General features: G+C 68.3%; 16 protein-coding genes and 3 pseudogenes. 8 read left to right on the forward strand and 11 right to left on the reverse strand.

Going from position 1 to position 19,299, the window contains the following annotated elements:
* Positions 1-6: 6 nt before the first annotated feature.
* The 9 genes from FG154_RS01245 to FG154_RS01285 form a co-directional block, all read right to left on the reverse strand.
* Complete coding sequence (locus FG154_RS01245) at positions 7-819, reverse strand: metallophosphoesterase family protein (RefSeq protein ID WP_145103602.1); 813 nt, start codon at positions 817-819, stop codon at positions 7-9.
* A complete protein-coding gene (locus tag FG154_RS01250; protein WP_145103604.1) occupies positions 816-1,733 on the reverse strand; it encodes a diacylglycerol/lipid kinase family protein in 918 nt (305 codons plus the stop codon). The genes FG154_RS01245 and FG154_RS01250 overlap by 4 nt, the downstream gene beginning before the upstream one ends.
* A gap of 73 nt (positions 1,734-1,806) precedes the next feature.
* Positions 1,807-2,379, reverse strand: a complete 573-nt coding sequence (locus tag FG154_RS01255) for a class I SAM-dependent methyltransferase (RefSeq protein ID WP_145103606.1) — start codon at positions 2,377-2,379, stop codon at positions 1,807-1,809.
* Positions 2,380-2,506: 127 nt separating this feature from the next.
* A complete protein-coding gene (locus tag FG154_RS01260) occupies positions 2,507-3,556 on the reverse strand; it encodes an AI-2E family transporter (protein ID WP_145103608.1) in 1,050 nt (349 codons plus the stop codon).
* Positions 3,557-3,743: 187 nt separating this feature from the next.
* A complete protein-coding gene (locus FG154_RS01265; RefSeq protein ID WP_145103610.1) occupies positions 3,744-5,021 on the reverse strand; it encodes an amidohydrolase family protein in 1,278 nt (425 codons plus the stop codon).
* On the reverse strand, positions 5,021-5,968 hold the full coding sequence (locus tag FG154_RS01270; protein WP_145103612.1) for an ABC transporter permease: 948 nt from the start codon (positions 5,966-5,968) through the stop codon (positions 5,021-5,023). Before FG154_RS01270 ends, FG154_RS01265 begins: the two co-directional genes overlap by 1 nt.
* On the reverse strand, positions 5,965-7,008 hold the full coding sequence (locus tag FG154_RS01275) for an ABC transporter permease (protein WP_145103613.1): 1,044 nt from the start codon (positions 7,006-7,008) through the stop codon (positions 5,965-5,967). The genes FG154_RS01270 and FG154_RS01275 overlap by 4 nt, the downstream gene beginning before the upstream one ends.
* Complete coding sequence (locus FG154_RS01280) at positions 6,998-8,518, reverse strand: ABC transporter ATP-binding protein (RefSeq protein WP_145103615.1); 1,521 nt, start codon at positions 8,516-8,518, stop codon at positions 6,998-7,000. Before FG154_RS01280 ends, FG154_RS01275 begins: the two co-directional genes overlap by 11 nt.
* On the reverse strand, positions 8,515-9,519 hold the full coding sequence (locus FG154_RS01285) for a BMP family protein (protein WP_145103617.1): 1,005 nt from the start codon (positions 9,517-9,519) through the stop codon (positions 8,515-8,517). Before FG154_RS01285 ends, FG154_RS01280 begins: the two co-directional genes overlap by 4 nt.
* 256 nt (positions 9,520-9,775) lie before the next feature.
* Between FG154_RS01285 and FG154_RS01290 the strand changes: the two genes are divergently transcribed.
* The 6 genes from FG154_RS01290 to FG154_RS01315 all read left to right on the forward strand — a co-directional run bounded on the left by FG154_RS01290 (position 9,776) and on the right by FG154_RS01315 (position 15,348).
* Entirely contained in the window at positions 9,776-10,876 is a 1,101-nt protein-coding gene (locus tag FG154_RS01290; RefSeq protein ID WP_145103619.1) for an ABC transporter substrate-binding protein, read from the forward strand.
* Between the two features lie 177 nt (positions 10,877-11,053).
* Entirely contained in the window at positions 11,054-11,935 is an 882-nt protein-coding gene (locus FG154_RS01295; protein WP_145103621.1) for an ABC transporter permease, read from the forward strand.
* The gene (locus FG154_RS01300) at positions 11,932-12,723 is read left to right on the forward strand and encodes an ABC transporter permease (protein WP_145103624.1); all 792 of its coding nucleotides are present in this window, start codon (positions 11,932-11,934) and stop codon (positions 12,721-12,723) included. The genes FG154_RS01295 and FG154_RS01300 overlap by 4 nt, the downstream gene beginning before the upstream one ends.
* A gap of 16 nt (positions 12,724-12,739) precedes the next feature.
* Complete coding sequence (locus tag FG154_RS01305; protein WP_145103626.1) at positions 12,740-13,798, forward strand: ABC transporter ATP-binding protein; 1,059 nt, start codon at positions 12,740-12,742, stop codon at positions 13,796-13,798.
* Between the two features lie 56 nt (positions 13,799-13,854).
* Complete coding sequence (locus FG154_RS01310) at positions 13,855-14,283, forward strand: hypothetical protein (protein ID WP_011907986.1); 429 nt, start codon at positions 13,855-13,857, stop codon at positions 14,281-14,283.
* A gap of 39 nt (positions 14,284-14,322) precedes the next feature.
* Entirely contained in the window at positions 14,323-15,348 is a 1,026-nt protein-coding gene (locus FG154_RS01315; RefSeq protein ID WP_145103628.1) for an aldo/keto reductase, read from the forward strand.
* Positions 15,349-15,429: 81 nt separating this feature from the next.
* Here the strand turns inward: FG154_RS01315 and FG154_RS01320 are convergent, their stop codons facing one another.
* Positions 15,430-15,753, reverse strand: a complete 324-nt coding sequence (locus FG154_RS01320) for a 2Fe-2S iron-sulfur cluster-binding protein (protein WP_145103630.1) — start codon at positions 15,751-15,753, stop codon at positions 15,430-15,432.
* Positions 15,754-15,863: 110 nt separating this feature from the next.
* On the opposite strand from FG154_RS01320, the pseudogene FG154_RS21360 reads away from it, so the two are divergent.
* Positions 15,864-16,289: pseudogene (locus FG154_RS21360) on the forward strand (OB-fold nucleic acid binding domain-containing protein); the annotation flags it as partial.
* Between the two features lie 274 nt (positions 16,290-16,563).
* Here the strand turns inward: FG154_RS21360 and FG154_RS21830 are convergent.
* Positions 16,564-18,294: pseudogene (locus FG154_RS21830) on the reverse strand (Mu transposase C-terminal domain-containing protein); the annotation flags it as partial.
* A 354-nt stretch (positions 18,295-18,648) separates the two neighbouring features.
* Here FG154_RS21830 and istA point away from each other — a divergent pair.
* Positions 18,649-19,242, forward strand: a pseudogene (gene istA / locus FG154_RS01335) (IS21 family transposase); the annotation flags it as partial.
* Between the last annotated feature and the right edge of the window lie 57 nt (positions 19,243-19,299).

The raw sequence follows: 19,299 nt of genomic DNA on the forward strand, positions 1-19,299 counted from the left end.
CGCGCCTCAGGCGGGGTCGGCCGTCTCCATCCGCCACTGGCCACCGCCACCGCGGAAGGTGCGGGTCTCGGCCAGCTGGAAGCCCGTCGCATCCTCCAGCGCGGTGTGGCGCTGCACATGGATCCGGTCCGCCGAGACCTCGAGAAGGTTGAAGTCGTTCGGCTCGCCCCGTACGCGGGTCGAAAGGCCCGTGCCCGCATGAACCTGCAGCACGACGCCCCGTCCCGCCACTTCGGCGAAGGGACCGACGCGCCAGGTGTGCAGGTGCCCCGACAGGATCACGTCGGCGCCGCATTCGGCCAGTTCGCCGATGGCCCGCCCCGCCCCGCGCATCAGCTCCTTGGTGTCCTCGGGCGAGTGTTCCATCGGATGATGCACCACCACCACCCGCACCCGGCCTTCCTCGTTGGCAAAGCTGCGCCGGATCCGCGCCAGCGAGCGCGAGCGGAACCAGCCCTGCTGCCAGGCCAGCGGATTGACCGTGTTCGCCCCCACCACGATCATCTCGTCATCCTCCCAGCAGGGCTCGAGATCGCGGCCGAACCAGCGGCGATACCGTTTCCAGGGCTTGACGAGACGGACATAGAGATTGTGGAGCGGCACGTCATGGTTGCCCGGCACCACCAGCACCGGCGGCTTCAGACGCTCGACGAAGGCCGCCGCCGCCCGGAACTGCGCCTCCGTCGCCCGCTGCGTCAGGTCGCCCGAGATCGCCACCAGATCGGGCGCGAGCCCGTTGACCGTCTCGATCAGCGGGCGCAGCAGCTCGGGCCGGTCGCGGCCGAAATGCAGATCGGACAGGTGCAGCAACCGCTTCATCGGACCTCGCGATTCCAGTGTTCGGGAACGGTGACCTCGAGGGCGCCCTCGATCGCCCGCAGATCGAAGGGCGGAACCATCCGCTCGCGCTCGCCGTCGCGGGCGACATGCCAGACATGACGATGCCCCTGCGGCAGGTCGATCTCGACATGGGGGCCGCTCATCATCATGTAGTTCTGATCGACGCTGGCATAGCCCAGCGCCAGCGCCGCAGCGTTGCGGAACATGCCAAGCCGCCCCGTGTTCGGCGCGATGAAGACCACAAGATCCCCGGCCGCCACCCGATCGGCCCCGTCCAGGTTCATCTGCTCGAGCTGGAAGGCGTTGTTCACGACAAAGACCAGCGGCGAGCGCACGAGGCGCTCCTCGCCCCCCGCCCGGACGCGCAGGCGCAGGGGCCGGCCCATCCGCGCGAGAACCTTGAGGACCGACCAGTAGGCAAGCGCCCGGCTGCGGCCCCACCGCTTGTAGATCTCCTCGCGAGTCTCGAGGATTGCGGGATAGACGCCGAGGCTTGCGTTGTTGAGGAACACCTCGTCGTTCACCGTGGCGATCCGTATCGGGGCGGTGCGCCCGGCGCAGATCACCTCGACCGCCGCCTCGAGTTCCTGGGGCAGCAGCAGAGAGCGCGCGAAATAGTTGAACGTGCCGAGCGGCAGGATCCCCATCCGCCGCCCCGAGCCCGCCATCGCCGCTGCGACAGCGCAGATGGTGCCGTCGCCGCCCGCGGCCACGATCGTGCCGAAGCCGCGGTCGAGGGCCTGGCTGGCAACCGAAGCAAGACGGCTGCCGTCTTCCACCAGTTCCAGGTGCACCGGCACCTGCTGCGCCTCGAAGGCGGCGCGGACGCGATCCGCGTCCTCGCCCTTGCCCGATCCGGCATTCATCACCACGCAGATATCCGGCTCGGGCATCATGGTCTCCGCACTCGCGCTCCGCGGCCCTGTCGCCGCCGGGCCAAACGTTCCCGGCGGGGCGCGGTTCCTCTCAGGCCGCGGCCATGCGGTCGGGCTCGAACACGTCGATGCGGAACAGCCGGTCGAGATTGCAGGCGGTCAGCGACCGGCCAAGGGCCACGCCCAGCCGCGCCTGAGGGCGGAAGGCTTCGTCCGGCGCCTCGAACAGCAGGCTGCGCAGGCAGAGGATGTCGGCCGCGGGCGCGACCTCCTGCAGGCGAAGCGCCAGCCGCTCCAGCTCATCGGGGGACAGGTCCTGCAGCACGCCGTTCAGCACGACGAGATCGAAAGGGCCTTCGGGAATGTCATCGGGGACCCGCCCCTGAAGGAAGTCGGTCCGGGCAAAGTGCGCCGGCAGGGCCCGCGCCTCGACCAGCGCCTCGGCGTCGGCATCAAGCCCGACATACTGATCGCAGCGAACGACCAGGCCGCGCGCCAGCGCCCCTGCGCCGCATCCCAGTTCCAGCACCCGGCGGTAGTGCTGCCGCGGCAGGAACGCCAGGGCCTGACCGAACATCCGCCGTTGCGGGAAGCTCAGGGCAACGGTGGGATTGCCCGCAATGTCGAGGCAGCGGTCCAGGGTCTGGGCCAGGGTCACACTCATCTTCGTCTTCTCCGGGGTTGTCTTCGGCCGCAAGAGGCGGCGGCGTCAGCACAATTCCCGGCGCCCCTCGGCGTTCCCCCTCTTATCCGAAAGGAGAGGACTGTTGCGGCAATGCCGCAGGTTCCCTCTAAAGTTGTCTTTTTTCTTGCACTGGTTGATCCGGCGGATCCCGCAGAAGGCGCGTCTTCTGCCTTTCCTCAAGATAATCATGCACGTAAACCTCGCGCACCAGGGCGAGCACCAGCGCGGCCAGCGGCGTTGCGAGAAGGAGCCCCATCAGCCCGAACAGCACCCCCATCAGCAGTTGCGCCGAGATGATGAGGGCCGGCGGCAGGGAAACCCTCTCCTTCTGGATGATGGGCGTGACGACATAGCTCTCGACGGCCTGGACGGTGAGGAACACGGCCAGCACCAGCCCCACCTGGCTCCAGCCCTCGGGCATGGCCAGCAGCAGCGCCGGCACGGCCGAAAGGACCGGGCCGATGTTCGGAATGAAGGTGAGGATCGCCGCGATCAGCCCGAGGATGAAGGCCAACGGGATGCCGATGAGCCAGAGCCCGAGCCAGGTGAAGAGCCCGACAAAGCCCATCGAGATCAGCTGTCCGCCGAGCCAGTTGCGCAGCGTGTGCCCCGCGACATCCATCACTTCCTCGCCGCGCGGGCGCAGCTCGGGCGACAGCAGCGCCCTCAGGCCGCGTCGATAAAGACCGGGATCAATGGCCGCATAGAGGCCCACGAAGAGGATGATGACGAAGTTGCCGATCGCGCCGAAGGTGGCGCTGACCGCGGTCGAAGCAAAGCCGCCCTCGCCCGACATCAGCCGCGACGGCGCGAGGCGGCCCAGCAGCGACGGACCCCAGCTGAAGCTCGAGATCCTGTCGCGCAGGCTCTCAAGCGCGGGCGGAAGCTGGCGGGCCAACTCATCGGCCTGCTCGAGCATGGCCGGGGCGAAGGCGAGGAAGCTGCCGATCAGACCGGCCGTCACCAGCAGGATGAAGAGCGCGATGGCGCCCCCCCGCCCGATGCCGGTCACGCGCGAGACCAGCCCCGCACCGGCCGACAGGAACACCCCGAACAGGATGCCCGCGAAGATCACCAGAAGGACGTCGGGCGCCACGAGGATCAGAAGCGCCAGCACGAAGGCCAGCACCGAAAGGGAAACCGCGCGCCGGCTCATCATGCCTCCGTCCGTGGTGCGGGGCCGATGAGCCCTTGGACAGAGGCAACGTGGCGGCGGGCCAAGCTGTTCCGAAGCCCGGGCGGCGGGCCGCGAACCCAAGTGGGGGGCACGTCGTCGCGGATCGCACCGTGTGGATCCAAGCCGCGATCCCCTCGCACACTGGGCCCGCGACCGGCGCCCCTCCTCAGCGGGGGGACAGCTCGTGGCGGCGGCGGACCGTGGCCGGACGGCCGGGAAGGGTCAGGCGCGCGTCGTTGCGGGCCTTCTCCGAGACGACCTGCCCCTTGGCGATCACGCAGAGCCGGTCGGGCCGGAGCCGCAACGCCTCGACCGGGTTTCCCGCGTCGAGCACCACGAGCGAGGCCACCGCCCCTTCCCTCAGCCCGTAGTCGAGGCCCATGATCTTCGCATTCTCGCCCGTCACCATGTCGAAACAGCGCCGCATCTCGTCGGGATGGGTCATCTGCGCCACATGCAGGCCCATGAAGGCCACATCGAGCATGTCGGCCGTGCCCAGCGAATACCACGGGTCGAGGACGCAATCCTGCCCCCAACCCACGGTGATGCCCAAGGCCTGCATCTCCTTGACCCGCGTCAGGCCGCGCCGCTTGGGGAACGTGTCGTGGCGCCCCTGCAGCACGATGTTGATGAGCGGGTTCGGGATCGCGGCGATCCCGGCTTCGGCGATCAGCGGCAGGAGCTTCGAGACATAGTAATTGTCCATCGAATGCATAGAGGTCAGATGCCCCGCCGCCGCCCGCCCCTGAAGGCCCGTGCGCCGCACCTCGGCCGCATAGGTCTCGATATGGCGGCTGAGCGGATCGTCGGTCTCGTCGCAGTGGAAATCGATCGGCAGGCCACGCTCCGCCGCGATCTCGCAGAGGTCGCGCACCGAGGCCGCGCCGTCCTCCATCGTCCGCTCGAAATGCGGGATGCCGCCCACCACATCCACGCCCATGTCGAGCGCGCGCAGAAGGTTCGCCCGCGCCGTCGGATCGCGGTAGAGCCCGTCCTGCGGAAAGGCCACGAGCTGCAGATCCATCCAGCCCTTGACCTCTTCGCGCACGGCCAGCATCGCCTCGACACCCAGGAGCCGGTCGTCGCAGACATCGACATGGGTCCGCACGGCCAGAAGGCCCATGCTCGCCGCCCAGTCGCAATAGGCCAGCGCCCGCTCGACCATCGCCTCGACGGTCACGATCTCCTTCAGCTCACCCCAGAGCCGGATGCCCTCCAGCAGCGTCCCGCTCGCATTGACCCGCGGCAGCCCGTAGGAGAGCGTGGCATCCATGTGGAAGTGCGGATCGACGAAGGCCGGGCTCACCAGATCGCCCGCGGCCTCGATCACCCGGCCGGCTTCGGTCCCGAGCGCCCCGATGGCCGCGATCCGGTCGCCCCGGATGCCCACATCGGCCACGCGGCCATCGGGCAGCGTGCCCCCTTTGACGATCAGATCGAACATCAGCGTTCTCCCCTGTTGAACGGCTGCATCAGCGCCGCGGGCACCTCGGCCCGGCGCGACATGAGGACAAGCGCCGCGATCGAGAGCGCGTAGGGCGCCATCAGGAAGAGCTGGTAGGGCACGACCTGCCCCACCGGCGTCTGCTGAAGCCGCACCTGCAGCGCGTCGAAGGCGGCAAAGAGGAGCGCGCCGAGCACGGCCTTGCCGGGCCGCCACGCGCCGAAGACCACCAGCGCGATGCAGATCCAGCCGCGGCCGTTCACCATCTCGAAGAAGAAGCTCGAGAAGGCCGAGAGGGTGAGGAAGGCGCCCCCCACCGCCATCAGCCCCGATCCCACCATGACCGCACCGATCCGGAGCCCGGTGACCGACAGCCCCTGCGCATCGACCGCCGAAGGGTTCTCACCCGCGGCCCGCACGGCCAGACCGAGCGGTGTCCGCCAGAGGACCAGCGCCGTCAGCGCCGCCACGCCAAAGGCCGCGTAGGTCAGCGGCGTCTGGGCAAAGAGCGCGGGCCCCAGCAGCGGGATCTGCGAGAGGCCCGGCACCTCCCACACGGCAAAGGGCTCGATCCGCGGCGGGCTCGTGACCTCGGGCAGGATCAGCCGATAGGCGAAGTAGCTGGTCGAGGTGGCCAGGAGCGTTATCCCCAGCCCCACGACGTGCTGCGAGAGACCGAAGGGCACCACGAGCACGGCGTGCAGAAGGCCGAAGAGCATTCCCGACAGCATGGCCACCGCCACGCCCTCCCACAGCCCGGCCCCCGCCCAGACGGTGATCCAGCCCGAGAAGGCGCCGATCACCATGATCCCCTCGATCCCGAGGTTCAGCACGCCCGCCCGCTCGCAGATCAGCTCGCCCATCGTGGCGAAGATCAGCGGCGAGGCGATGCGGACCGCCGCGGCCCAGAAGGTCGCGGACAGCAGAATGTCGAACAGGCTCATCATCCGCGCACCACCCGGAACCGGATCAGAAGGATCGCCAGCACCATGAAGAGGAGCGAGGTGGCCAGCAGCATGTCGGCGATGTAGGTGGGCACGCCCGCGGCCCGGCTCATGCTGTCGGCGCCGACGAAGACGCCCGCCACGAACAGCGCGGCCGGCACCACCGCCAGCGGATTGAGCAGCGCGAGCATGGCGACGATGATGCCGGTGTAGCCGAAGCCGGGCGACAGATCGAGCGTCAGGTGCCCCTTGAGCCCCGCCACCTCGGAATAGCCCGCCAGCGCGGCAAGCCCTCCCGACAGGAGCGCAGTCTTGACCAGCACACTGTCCACCGGGATGCCGGCAAATCGCGCGGCGCGGGCGTTCAGGCCCACCGCCCGCATCTCGTAGCCAAGCGCGGTGCGCCGCTCGATCACCCAGACCGCGACGGCCGCAATCAGCGCGAGCCCGAAGCCCCAGTGGAGGCGCAGGCCATCCACGATGCGCGGCAGGCGCGCCTCCTTCACCAGAGGCGCCGACTTGGGCCAGCCCATCCCCATCGGGTCCTTCAGCGGCCCCTCGAGGAGGTAGCTCACGAAGAGCAGCATGATGAAGTTGAAGAGGAGCGTCGTCACCACCTCGTCCACGCCGAAGCGGGTCTTGAGCACGACCGGCCCCAGCAGCACCACCGCCCCCGCGGCCATGGCGGCAAGCGCCATCAGCGGCAGGACAAGGGGGCCGCCGACCGCGCCCGAACCCAGAAGGACCGTCACGATGGCCCCGGCGTAGAGCTGCGCCTCGGCCCCGATGTTCCAGAGCCGGGCGCGGAAGGCCACGGCCACGGCAAGCCCGGTGAAGATCAGGGGCGTCGCGCGGTTCAGCGTCTCGAGAGCGGCGAACTTCGACCCCACCGCGCCCTTCACGATCAGGCCCAGCGTGGCGAGCGGGTCGGCGCCGGCCACGGCGGCCAGTCCCGAGGCCACGGCGATGGTGGCCAGCAGCGCCGCCGCCGGCAATCCGGCCCGGCGCAGCGCCGAGGGGTTGGCTACGGGCTCAAGCCGCATCGGCGAATCCGTGGCCGGCCATCCAGAGGCCAAGCTCGGTCTGACTCATCGTGCCGCGGGCGAATCCGGGCGAAAGGCGCCCTTCGGACATGACATGAACAGTGTCGGACAAGGACATGATTTCATCCAGATCTTCCGAGATGAGGATGACCGCGGCCCCCTCGTCCCGCGCCTTCAGCAGGCGGGAATGCACATAGGTGATGGCCCCGATATCGAGGCCCCGCACCGGCTGGTTCGCCAGAATGATCCGGGGGCCGGGCTCGAGCACGCGGCCGAGGATCAGCTTCTGCATGTTGCCCCCTGACAGGAGGCGGATGCGCGTCTCGGGGCCGGGGCAGCGCACGTCGTAGGTGGCGATGATACTCTCGGCAAAGGCGCGGGCGGCGCGCCAGTCCATCCAGCCGCCCTTCGCAAAGCGCGAACGGTAGCCCTCGAGAATGGCGTTCTCGGTCAGGGTGAAGTCGGCGATGGTGCCGGTGGAATGCCGGTCCTCGGGGATGCGGGCGATGCCCGAGGCCACGGCCGTTCGCGGCGTCCACCGGACCACCTCGGCGCCCGCCAGCTCGACCCGCCCCTCCTCGGGCCGCACGAGGCCCGAGACGAGATCGGAGAGCGCCGCCTGACCGTTGCCCGACACGCCCGCAAGCCCGGTGATCGTGCCCGCGCGCAGATCGAGGCTGACGCCGCGCAGGCCGGTGGCCGATCCTTGCGCCGGCGTCGTCACCCGGTCGAGCCGCAGGAGCACCGGGCCCGGCTGCGGCGGGGCGACGGCGGGGGGCACCACCTCCTCGCCCACCATCAGCGCGGCCAGCCGGTGCCGGTCGGTCTCGGCGGTGGCCACCTCGCCCACCACGCGTCCGTGCCGCAGCACCACGCAGCGGTCTGCCACGCCCATCACCTCATGCAGCTTGTGCGAGATGAAGATGATCGAGAGCCCCTTGGCCACGGCGAGCTTCAGCGTGCGGAAGAGCGCCTCGGTCTCCTGCGGGGTCAGGACCGCGGTCGGCTCGTCGAGGATCAGGATGCGCGCGTCGCGGTAGAGTGCCTTCAGGATCTCGACCCGCTGCCGCTCGCCCACCGAGAGCGTGCCCACCCGCGCGTCGGGATGGACCGCCAGGCCGAAATCGCGCGAGAGCGCCTCGATCCGCGCGCGCGCCGACCTCCGGCCGAGGGACAGGCGCCAGAGGGGCGCGGTCCCGAGAAGTATGTTCTCGAGCACGGTCAGGTTGTCGGCCAGCGTGAAATGCTGGTGCACCATGCCCACGCCCGCCGCCAGCGCCGCGCGCGGATGGCCGGGCGGCAGCGGCTGGCCGAAGACCTCCACCGTGCCCTCGTCGGCCACATAATGGCCGAAGAGGATGTTCATCAGCGTCGTCTTGCCCGCGCCGTTCTCGCCCAAGAGGGCCACGACCTCTCCCCTGTGCAGGGAGAGGCTGATGCCGGCATTGGCCAGAAGGGATCCGAACCGCTTGGTGATCCCCGAAAGACGCAGGACGACCGGACGGCTCACGAGGATTTCGGCTCGCTGTCGTCGATGGCGACGGTGAAGGTGCCGGCCCGGATCGCGGCCTCGCGCTCGGCCACGAGGGCCCGGGCCTCTTCCGGCACCTTGTCCTCGAAGGTGCCCAGCGGCGCGAGCGACGAGCCGCCTTCCTTCATGAAGGAATAGACGCCGTAGTCAGCGGCCTTGAAGCTGCCGGCCTGAACCTCCTCGACCGCCCGGTCAAAGGTCGGCTCGAAATGCCAGAGCGCCGAGGCGACCACCGTGTCGGGATAGTCGCCCTGCGTGTCGATCACGTTGCCGATGGCCAGCACGCCCCGCTCCTTCGCGGCATCCGACACGCCGAACCGCTCGGCATAGAGAAGGTCGGCGCCGTTCTCGATCATGGCGAAGGCGGTCTCCTTCGCTTTCGGCGGATCGAACCACGAGCCGATGAAGCTGACCTGGAAGGTCACGTCCGGCTTCACCTCACGCGCGCCCGCCATGAAGGCGTTCATCAGGCGGTTGACCTCGGGGATCGGAAAACCGCCAACCATGCCGATGTTGCCGGCCGTCATGGATCCGGCAATGAGACCGGACAGGTAGGCCGCGTCCTGGATGTAGTTGTCGAAGACGGCGAGGTTCGGGATCGACTCGTCGGGCGGCAGGCTCGATCCCATGAGGAAGGCCACGTCGGGATATTCGGCCGCCACCTCGCGGGCCTCCTGCTCGACGCCGAAGATCTCGCCCACGATCAGCCTGACGCCGCTTTCGGCATATTCGCGCATCACGCGCGGATAGTCGGTGTTGGCCACATTCTCGGTGAAGGTGTACTCCACCCGCCCGGCGGCGCGCGCGGCCTCGGCGGCCTTGTGGATGCGGCTGACCCACTGCTGCTCGACCGGCACCGTATAGATGCCGGCGACCTTCAGCGCCTCCTGCGCGCGCAGCGTCCGGGGCAAGGCCCCCACTGCAAGCGCCGCCCCTCCGGCCATCAGAAGCCCGCGCCGTGTCGTTGCGAATCCCGTCATGTCACCCTCTCGCCCTGTCGGATAAGTTTTGCGCGACGGTAAGACGGTGGCGCGCCACGGGCAAGGCCGCCGCTCCTGCCCGAAAGTCGGGCAGCCTGTCGGATTCGTTACAGTCTGATTAGTCCGCGAAAAATCTGTTACCTGCTCCGGTTAGGGAACTTGCCAGAATCCGTTTCAGGCCGTTAGCTGACACTAATCGCCGCTCCGGTCGCGGAAGAACGGCATTCGGCACGACAACAACCGGGAGAAAGTTCCGATGACCATCAAACTTGCACTGGCTGCTTCGGTCAGCCTCATGGCGGTGGCCGCCGCCTCGGGGGCCAGCGCGCAAAGCGCCGAACTCGTCGAGGCCGCGAAGGCCGAGGGCATGCTGACCACGATCGCCCTGCCCCACAACTGGTGCGGCTACGGCGGCGTGATCGCGGGCTTCAAGGCCAAGTATCCCGAGATCACCGTGAACGAGCTGAACCCCGACGCGGGCTCGGCCGACGAGCTTGAGGCGATCCGGGCGAACAAGGACAACAAGGGCCCGCAGGCGCCCGACGTGATCGACGTGGGCCTCGCCTTCGGGCCGCAGGCCAAGGACGAGGGGCTGATCGTTCCCTACAAGGTCGAGACCTGGGACGAGATCCCCGACGAGATCAAGGATGCCGACGGCTACTGGTATGGCGACTATTACGGCGTCATGTCCTTCGGCGTGAACACCGACCTCGTGACCGAGGTGCCGACGAGCTGGACCGCCCTTCTGGACAGCCAGTATGCGAATTCCTTTGCGCTCGCGGGAGATCCGCGCGCCTCGAACCAGGCGATTTTGGCCGTGATGTCGGCCGGTGTCGCGGCCGGCGCCGAGCCGGGCGAGGCTTCGGCCGAGAAGGGGCTCGAGTTCTTCGGCGAGCTGAACAAGGCCGGCGGCTTCGTCCCGGTGATCGGCAAGGCCGGCACCATCGCCCAGGGCCAGACCCCGATCGTCGCTGCCTGGGACTACAACCTGCTCTCGTGGCGCGACGAGCTGAAGGGCAACCCGCCGCTCGAGGTCATCATCCCCGAGGGCCCGAGCCTCGCCGGCGTCTATGTTCAGGCGATCTCGGCCTATGCGCCGCATCCGAATGCCGCGAAGCTCTGGATGGAGTATCTCTATTCGGACGAAGGTCAGCTGGGCTGGCTCAAGGGCTACTGCCACCCCGCCCGCTTCAACGCGATGGTCGAGGCCGGCAAGGTCCCGCAGGAGCTGCTCGACGCACTGCCGCCGGCCGAAGGATATGCCCGCGCGGTCTTCCCGACCATCGAGCAGCAGGAGGCCAACAAGGCGGCCGTCACCTCCGGCTGGGATGGTGTCGTCGGCGCCAACGTCCAGTAACGCGAGACGTCGGCCCTCGCCCTGCGGGCGGGGGCCTTCGGCCCACGGGCTGGTGGGCGCGCGATCTTGCCACGGCGCGCCCCGAGCCCCTTCCGCCGCGCACGGCTTCGCCCTCGCGGCCTGCCCCTTTCCGCCTTCGCCCGCCCGGCGGAGGCTTCCTCGCCTGACGGACCCTTCATGACCGACCTGCCCCCGCCGAGCGCCGGACGCCGCGTCTCGCTGCCGCTGAACTGGTTCGGCGTGGCGCCGTTCCTGCTGTTCGCGCTGCTGTTCCTGTTCCTTCCGACGATGCATATCGTGCTCGGCGCGTTCCGCACGCCGGCGGGCGATTTCACGCTTGCCAACATCGGCCGGCTCTTCACACCCTCGATCATGAACGCCTTCTGGATCTCGATCCGCATCAGCCTTCTGACGGCCCTGCTCGGCTGCGTCGCGGGCTTCCTGATCGCGGCGGCCGTGACGCGCGGGCCCCTGCCCGGCCCGCTGCGGGGCTTCGTCCTGACCTTCTCGGGGGTGGCGTCGAACTTCGCGGGCGTGCCGCTCGCCTTCGCCTTCATCGCGACGCTGGGCCGGTTGGGCTTTCTCACGGTGATCCTGCGCGACTGGTTCGGCTTCAACCTCTATGGCACGGGGTTCAACCTGATCAGCTTCCTCGGGCTGACCCTGACCTACCTCTATTTCCAGATCCCGCTGATGATCCTCATCATCACGCCCGCGCTTGACGGGCTGAAGCGCGAGTGGCGCGAGGCGGCCGAGACTCTGGGCGCCACGGGCGCGCAATATTGGCGGATGGTGGCGCTGCCGGTGCTCTGGCCCTCGTTCCTCGGCACCTTTGCGCTGCTCTTTGCCAACAGCTTCGGGGCGGTGGCGACCGCCATGGCACTGACGGGATCGCAGCTGTCGATCGTGCCGATCATCCTCTTCGCGCAGATCCGCGGCGACGTTCTGCAGGATCCGCACCTCGGCTATGCCATCGCCTTCGGGATGATCGTGCTGACGGGCTTTGCCAACCTCGTCTATATCGTGCTGCGCACGCGGGCCGAGAGGTGGGTGAAATGAGGTCGGCCAAGCTCTGGTCCTGGATCGCGCTGATCGCGGGCATCCTCTATTTCTTCCTGCCGCTGATCGGCATGTTCGAGTTCTCGCTGCGCGCGCGCCGCGGCGAGTACAGCTTTGACGCCTATGCGAGCGTCCTCGGCGATCCGGCCTTTCGCGCGACCTTCGGCTATTCGGTGCTGATGGCGCTCTTCACCATCGCCTTCGGCATCCTGCTCGTCGTGCCCACCGTCTTCTGGGTCCGGCTGAAGCTGCCCCGCTGGCGCCCGGTGATCGAGTTCATCACGCTTCTGCCGCTGGTGATCCCGCCCATCGTCATCGTCTTCGGCTACATCCGGCTCTACAACACCTCGAGCTGGCTGCCGCTGACCGGCAGCGCGATGGGGACGAACCTGCTGCTGATGTTCGGCTACACGATGCTCGCCCTGCCCTACATGTACCGCGCGGTGGATACGGGGCTGCGCACCATCGACGTGCAGACCCTGACCGAGGCGGCGCAGAGCCTCGGCGCGGGCTGGATCACCATCATCGCGCGGCTGATCCTGCCGAACGTGCTGGTGGCGGTCCTGTCGGGGGCCTTCCTCACCTTCGCCATCGTGATCGGCGAGTTCGTGCTGGCGGCGCTGCTGAACCGCCCGGCCTTTGGCCCCTACATGGTCTGGATGGGCGCCAACAAGGCCTACGAGCCGGCGGCGCTGGCCGTGATCGCCTTTGTCGTCACCTGGGCCTGCATGGCGCTGATCCAGCTGGTGACCCGCCTGTCGAAACACACCCGAGCCCAACAAAGATGAGAAGGAACGCAGCCTGATGGCCTTCCTGGAGATCGCCCGGCTGGAGAAATCCTTCGGCCCCCTGCGCGTCGTGCGCGACTTCAACCTGACCGTCGAGCAGGGAGAGTTCGTCTCGCTGCTCGGCCCCTCGGGCTGCGGCAAGACCACCGTCCTGCGCATGGTGGCGGGCTTCGAGATGCCCGACCAGGGCGCCATCCGCATCGAGGGCAAGGATGTCGTCCGCCAGCGCCCGAACGCGCGCAAGATCGGCATGGTCTTTCAGGCCTATGCGCTCTTTCCCAACCTGACCGTGGCGCAGAACGTGGGCTTCGGGCTGAAGGTCGCGGGCGTGCCGCGCCGCGAGGCGGCCGAGCGGGTGGCCGAGATGCTGGCGCTGATCGGCCTGCCGGATCTGGGCGCGCGCTACCCGTTCCAGCTCTCGGGCGGGCAGCAGCAGCGCGTGGCGCTGGCGCGTGCGCTCGCCGTGCGGCCGCGCGTGCTGCTGCTGGACGAGCCGCTCTCGGCGCTTGACGCCAAGATCCGGGTGAGCCTGCGCACCGAGATCCGCGCCATCCAGCAGCGGCTGGGCATCACCACGATCTTCGTGACCCACGATCAGGAAGAGGCCCTGTCGATGTCCGACCGGATCGTGGTGATGAACGGCGGCATCGCCGAGCAGGTGGGCACCCCCTTCGAGATCTACAACCACCCCACGACCAAGTTCGTGGCCAACTTCGTGGGCACGATCAGCACGCTGGTGGCCGAGGTCGAGGATCCGGCCTCGGGCGCGGTCCGCGTCGCCGGGCAGACGATCCGCCTGCCCCAGCCGATCGAGGCGCCGCGCGGTGGCCGCATCGGCCTCGCGCTCCGCCCCGAGGCGCTGCATCTCGGGCCCGGCGACGGGCGCGACACGATGCTGCCCGCGACCATCGCCAACGTCCAGTTCCTGGGCAGCGTCATCCGTCTCCAGCTGCACACGGGCGGCACGACGGTCGCCCTCGACACGTTCAACCGCCCCGACTTGCCCCCGCCGCAGGTCGGCGCCCATACGCAGGTCAGCTTCGCGGCCCGCGACGTGATCGTGCTCGAGCACTGAGGCGGCCGGGGAACCTGTTCCGCCCTCGCGGCCTTCCTTCGGAAAGGGAGGCGCCGATGGACAGACGGATCATCCTGGACGGTCTGGTGGAGTTCGAGACGCTCGCGTTGCGCGGCGGGATCAGGATCGAGCTGTCGGACGAGGACGAGCGCCTCACGGTTGTGACCGAGTTCGAGGAGGCCGATCCCGACTCGCCCGCGGGCTTCCGCCTGCTCGACCTGAGGCAGGAGTTCGAGGTGCGCGGCCGGCTCTGCGAGGCCGGCATCGTGCTGAACGCGGGCGGCATGTACGCCACCTGCGTGGCGGGGCGGCTCGGGCGCTATGTCGCCGAGCGGCTCGTCGAGGTGCAGGAGACGGAAGGAACGGTGCAGGAGCGGCTTGCCGCCGCACGGGATTGCCTTCTGCGCCACGCGGACGACCATGAGGAAGAGGTGCGGCAGGCCCTGGTGCGCTGCGCCTTCCTGGGCCGGACGCTGGCCGACTGAAAGCGGGCGCGGCGGGGGCCGCGCGGGCAGGAGGATCTGATGCGATTGGCAATGCGTGACTTTCACCGGGCGGGGCGCCCGCTCCGGTTCACGAGGCTCGGCCTCGGCACGTCGCCGCTCGGCAATCTCTACCGGGCGATTTCGAACGCCGAGGCGCAGGCGCTGCTCGAACGCGCCTGGGCAAGCGGCGTGCGCTACTTCGACACCGCGCCGCTCTACGGCTACGGGCTGGCCGAAGAGCGGCTGGGCCGGTTCCTCGCGGACAAGCCGCGGTCGGAGCATGTGGTCTCGACCAAGGTCGGCCGGCTCCTGCGGCCGGTCGAGCCGGGCGAGAAACGCGACGGGCTGGGCAAGTTCTTCGAGGTGCCCGAGCGCAAGGAGTGGTTCGACTACGGCTATGACGGGGTGATGCGGTCGCTTGATGCCTCGCTCGGCCGGCTCGGCCTCGACCGGGTGGACATGCTCTTTGTCCATGATCTCGACCTCTTCACCCACCGCTCGCAGGAGGCGCTCGAGGCGAGGCTGGCCGAGTTCATGCAGGGCGGCTACCGCGCGCTGGTGGAGTTGCGCGACCAGGGCGTGATCGCGGCCTTCGGCGCCGGCGTGAACGAGTGGCAGCCCTGCCAGTGGCTGGCCGAGCGGGGCGACTTCGACCTGTTCCTGCTCGCCGGGCGCTACACCCTGCTCGAGCAGGAGGCGCTCGAGAGCTTCCTGCCGATGGCGGAAGAGCGGGGCATCGGCATCGTGATCGGCGGGCCCTACAATTCCGGCGTGCTGGCGACCGGGCCCCGGCCCGGCTCCTTCTACGATTACCGGCTGGCGCCGCAGGCGGTTCTCGACCGCGTGGCGCAGATCCACACGATCTGCGAACGCTGGGGCGTGCGGATGTTCGAGGCGGCCTTCCAGTTCCCGCTGCGCCATCCGGCCGTGCTTTCGGTCATTCCCGGCGCGCAGTCCGTCACCGAGGTGATGGAGAATCGCATTGCGGCCGATGCCGAACTTCCCGAGGGTCTCTGGCAGGATCTGAAGGAGGCGGGCCTCCTCCATCCCCTGGCCCCGGTCTGATCCGGTCGCCCTCCTCGCAGCCCCGTGTCGAGGGGCCCCGTGTCGAGAGGCCCCGCCGCGGGCCGATCATGAGGGCGTTCCTCAGATCTGCTTTTCGGGAATGAAGACCTTCAGCCCGTCGAGCGCCTCGGTCACCTTGATCTGGCAGGTGAGACGCGAGCGGACGGGATCGGGCTCCCAGGCGAAGTCGAGCATGTCCTCTTCCATCGCCTCCTTGCGGGGAAGCTTCCCGACCCAGGCGGGATCGACATAGACATGGCAGGTGGAACAGGCGCAGGCGCCGCCGCAGTCGGCCTCGATCCCCGGCACGCCGTTGTCGCGCGCGCCCTCCATCACGGTCAGGCCGTTGGCCACATCGATGACATGCTCGGTTCCGTTATGTTCGACATAGGTGATCTTGGCCATCTCGTCCCGCTCTTGGCTGCCTCGCAGTGCCGAGAGGCTTAGGGCAATCCGGCAGGCTTGGCCAGAGGCGGGGGCTTGCCTGTTGCGGTGCACCGCTCTATGTTCTCTTTATGTTCTCGCACTCTCCTCCTCCCCCCCGGTGGCTCGGCCTGACCCCCATCCCCCAGAGCTGGCCCCGCCCCCCCAGGGCCATCCCCGCAGCCCGGCTGGACGAACCGCCTTCGGGCGCCCGTGTGGCGGTGGCGGGCCTGGTCCTCGTGCGCCAGAGGCCGGGAACCGCAAGGGGCGTGATCTTCCTTACGCTCGAGGATGAGACCGGCGTGGTGAATGTGGTGGTCCGGGCCGGCATCTACGAGCGTTTCCGCCGTGAGGTGGTTGCGGGAAGGCTCCTGCGCGTGACGGGCCGTCTCCAGCGCGAGGGGAAGGTGGTGCATGTGGTGGCGGAGGAGATCGAGGATCTCTCGCACCTGCTCGACAGTCTTCTGCACGACGAAGCCTGCACACTCCCGCCTCCGCACGACGAACCGGCCGATCGTCCACAGGACGCTCTGGAAGCGGAGGTCGCTCCCGATCAGGCCAGACAAGGAGATGGCCTGCCTGAAGAAGGAGGCCGACGGCTTCATCGCCCAATTTACCGAGGATCAGCGCCTCGATGTCCCGGACGGCTTCACGAACCACATCCGCCGTCCAGGCTTCCCGCGTCGCCGACCGGCTGCGCAAGGCACGGCGGGCGGCGATCCAGACCTGAAGGTGCAGGCCGTCGAGGAAGTCGTGAACGGCGGGCACCTCGTGCCACTGCCCATCGAGTTCCACCTCGATCGCGCCAAGGTTTTCCGGATCCCAACGAACCTGCAAGAAGCGCGGTCCGCGCAGAACGATGAACCGTGCCAACTCCTCGCTCTGGTAGCGGGCGCCGAAGATGGTGATCCCGGCCTTCGTGCCCTTAACCGTGCGCGCCTTTCCGAAGGCCAGCCGCTTCGCCCGCCGGTCGGGCGCCGCTCTGAGGGGATAATTGCCGTCCCTATGATCGGCCTCCCACTGCTCTCGTGGCGTCCGGCCACCAAGGCCGCCGTGCGGGGTGTTGTGGTAGATGTCAACGATCCAGCGCACGAGCACGGTGCAGATGTCCTCGGGATCAAGGCACGCGCGCTTCTCGGCCGGATGATCCCCCTTCTCGACCACGTCGGAGAAGGTCCGCCCGTTCAGACGCGGAAGCAGCCCCATGCCGCAGGTACGGAACAGGCGCTCGATGGTGCCGCGCATGGTCGGCATGCCGGCGATGGTCCGCTCGATCGTGATCCCGAGGTCGTTGCAGGCGTCGGTGAACACCGTCGACTTGAACGACGGTCCGTTGTCGGTAACCAGAACCTCCGGCGCGCCCGCTTCCGTCCAGCGGCAGACCGCGCCGACGGCATCCGAAATGGCGCCCTTGTCGCTGACGACCATGCGGAGGCAGCTCATCGAGGAACTTTCCTTCGGATCTTTGGTGAGCATCGCGCCGAGGAGCACCCTGGTGCGGCAGTCGATCGCCACGACCATCCACCAACGTGACTTCTTGTCGTTGAGACCGAGAACCTCGAGTTCCTCGGCGCTGAAGAGCTTCAGCAATCCGGCTTGCGACATCAGCGTGATGAGGTCGATCCGCCATTCGTCCATCTCCACCCGCTCGAGCGGGCGTGTCACCTCGAGACCTGTCGTTACCGGCCGGTGCTTCGCCATGGCCTTCTCGATGCCCTCCCGCGCGAGGGTGACCGAAAAGGCCTCGAGACTGGCAAGGTACTGGCGGACCGCGCGGCGCCCGGGCACCTCAAGCTGCGGTCGGCCGTCGGCAGCGCGCAGCTTGTTCTCGTCGTGGAAGGCATCCCGGACGGCGTCCTCGGTCTGCTTCTTGGTCTTCCGGTTCAGGTTTAGGTAGGTTCGTTCGACGGTCTCCGCGAGAAGCGCGTTTACCTCCGCGTCATATCCGTTGCCGCGCGCCCCGCGCTCGTGGTGACGATCCACCAGGCCGATCTTGCCGAACTTGTCCACATTCCTGACCCACTCCAGCAAGGTTCGTGGATGCGGCGGCGATACGGACAGCACGGCCTTGCCCCCGTGAGCAGCAGCGCTCTTGTTGTCCCCCGCTTCCTGCGCCTCCTTCTTCCGCTCCTCCTCGAAACGGTCGATCGCCTTCACGGGCACCGTCGTCTGGAGATACGGAAGCGCCGCCTCCACGATCTCCTTGCGCGATGCATTGATGGATTCCTTTGTCTTCTTCACCCTCCCTGCACGGTAGAGGTCGTTGAAACCCTGGACGAGGGCGAAGTGCCGGTCGACGCGGTCCTTCTGTTTCGGCGTCAGCTGCGCAAGCCATTGCTCGGCAGGGCCTGCCGCCCGACGCAGGGCGATCATCGGGTTGAAGTAGTCGACTTCATGCTTGATCCGGCCGTCGGCGTTCAGCGTGTTCAGGTGCTTGAAGGCGAAGGTCTGGACCAGGCCGTTGCCGTCCACCGGCACCAGAACGAAGGCCTCGGACAGCTGCTGGAGCAGACGGAACCGCATGCCGTCGATCGTCACCCGATCGTGCGGGCCGATGTGGAAGCGGGGAAAGCGGGAGTCGAAGTCGAGGCTCACTGGAGCAGTTCCTTCTTGTGCACGAGGGAGGTGGGAGAAATCCGCTCGCGGCGTGCGAGGCGCAGTTCGCCCGAGCGGAGGAGACGAAGAAGAGCGCGGTGACCGCGGGCTTCGAAGCCGACAAGCCGCGCCAGTTCGAAGAGCGGGAGCGCGCCGACGAGCCCTGAGATTGTTGATTTCCACGCAGAACTGACCCGGGAGGGCGCGTAGTTTCCACTGAGATTTGACCCATGTGACCCTTCCCCCGGAGCCATGCTCGAGGGGGGCAACGGAGTGATCCACATGGGACTTTTGAATGTCATCCGACGCCTGGCGCTGCGGGAGCAGTTGCCGATACGCGAGATCGCACGGCGCACGGGCCTGTCGCGCAACACGGTGAGGAAGTACCTGAAGTCCGGTGCGGTCGAGCCGCGGTTCGCTACGCCGGAGCGGCCAAGCAAGCTCGACCCCTTCGCCGAGAAGCTGGCGGGCTGGCTCAAGACGGAGGCCGGCAAGGGCCGCAAGCAGCGGCGTACGCTGAAGCAACTGCACGCCGATCTGGTCGCGCTCGGCTTCACCGGCTCCTACAACCGGGTGGCGGCGTTCGCCCGCGAATGGCGGGCCAGGCGCCAGCGCGAGGAGCAGACGGCGGGGCGAGGCACCTTCGTGCCGCTGCTGTTCCAGGCGGGCGAGGCGTTCCAGTTCGACTGGAGCGAGGACTACGCGATCATCGGCGGCGAACGCACCAAGCTGCAGGTCGCCCATATGAAGCTGTCGCACAGCCGGGCGTTCCTGCTCCGGGCCTATCTGCTGCAGAGCCACGAGATGTTGTTCGACGCCCACTGGCACGGGTTCCGCGTCTTCGGCGGGGTCCCGGCCAGAGGGATCTACGATAGCGCGATTTGTCCGCCATTGGTCCGAGGACAATGAGCGCGCGCACGGCAGTGGACCGGG

The organism is Cereibacter sediminicola, from assembly GCF_007668225.1.
GTDB classification, from domain to species: Bacteria; Pseudomonadota; Alphaproteobacteria; order Rhodobacterales; family Rhodobacteraceae; genus Cereibacter_A; species Cereibacter_A azotoformans.

Excerpts from the sequence above, each read along its gene's own strand:
- FG154_RS01295 (WP_145103621.1), top strand. The coding sequence starts at position 11,054 with ATGACCGACCTGCCCCCGCCGAGCGCCGGACGCCGCGTCTCGCTGCCG.
- FG154_RS01255 (WP_145103606.1), bottom strand. The coding sequence starts at position 2,379 with ATGAGTGTGACCCTGGCCCAGACCCTGGACCGCTGCCTCGACATTGCG.
- FG154_RS01310 (WP_011907986.1), top strand. The coding sequence starts at position 13,855 with ATGGACAGACGGATCATCCTGGACGGTCTGGTGGAGTTCGAGACGCTC.
- FG154_RS01245 (WP_145103602.1), bottom strand. The coding sequence starts at position 819 with ATGAAGCGGTTGCTGCACCTGTCCGATCTGCATTTCGGCCGCGACCGG.
- FG154_RS01265 (WP_145103610.1), bottom strand. The coding sequence starts at position 5,021 with ATGTTCGATCTGATCGTCAAAGGGGGCACGCTGCCCGATGGCCGCGTG.
- FG154_RS01320 (WP_145103630.1), bottom strand. The coding sequence starts at position 15,753 with ATGGCCAAGATCACCTATGTCGAACATAACGGAACCGAGCATGTCATC.
- FG154_RS01270 (WP_145103612.1), bottom strand. The coding sequence starts at position 5,968 with ATGATGAGCCTGTTCGACATTCTGCTGTCCGCGACCTTCTGGGCCGCG.
- FG154_RS01275 (WP_145103613.1), bottom strand. The coding sequence starts at position 7,008 with ATGCGGCTTGAGCCCGTAGCCAACCCCTCGGCGCTGCGCCGGGCCGGA.
- FG154_RS01250 (WP_145103604.1), bottom strand. The coding sequence starts at position 1,733 with ATGCCCGAGCCGGATATCTGCGTGGTGATGAATGCCGGATCGGGCAAG.
- FG154_RS01305 (WP_145103626.1), top strand. The coding sequence starts at position 12,740 with ATGGCCTTCCTGGAGATCGCCCGGCTGGAGAAATCCTTCGGCCCCCTG.
- FG154_RS01300 (WP_145103624.1), top strand. The coding sequence starts at position 11,932 with ATGAGGTCGGCCAAGCTCTGGTCCTGGATCGCGCTGATCGCGGGCATC.
- FG154_RS01290 (WP_145103619.1), top strand. The coding sequence starts at position 9,776 with ATGACCATCAAACTTGCACTGGCTGCTTCGGTCAGCCTCATGGCGGTG.
- FG154_RS01285 (WP_145103617.1), bottom strand. The coding sequence starts at position 9,519 with ATGACGGGATTCGCAACGACACGGCGCGGGCTTCTGATGGCCGGAGGG.
- FG154_RS01260 (WP_145103608.1), bottom strand. The coding sequence starts at position 3,556 with ATGAGCCGGCGCGCGGTTTCCCTTTCGGTGCTGGCCTTCGTGCTGGCG.
- FG154_RS01315 (WP_145103628.1), top strand. The coding sequence starts at position 14,323 with ATGCGATTGGCAATGCGTGACTTTCACCGGGCGGGGCGCCCGCTCCGG.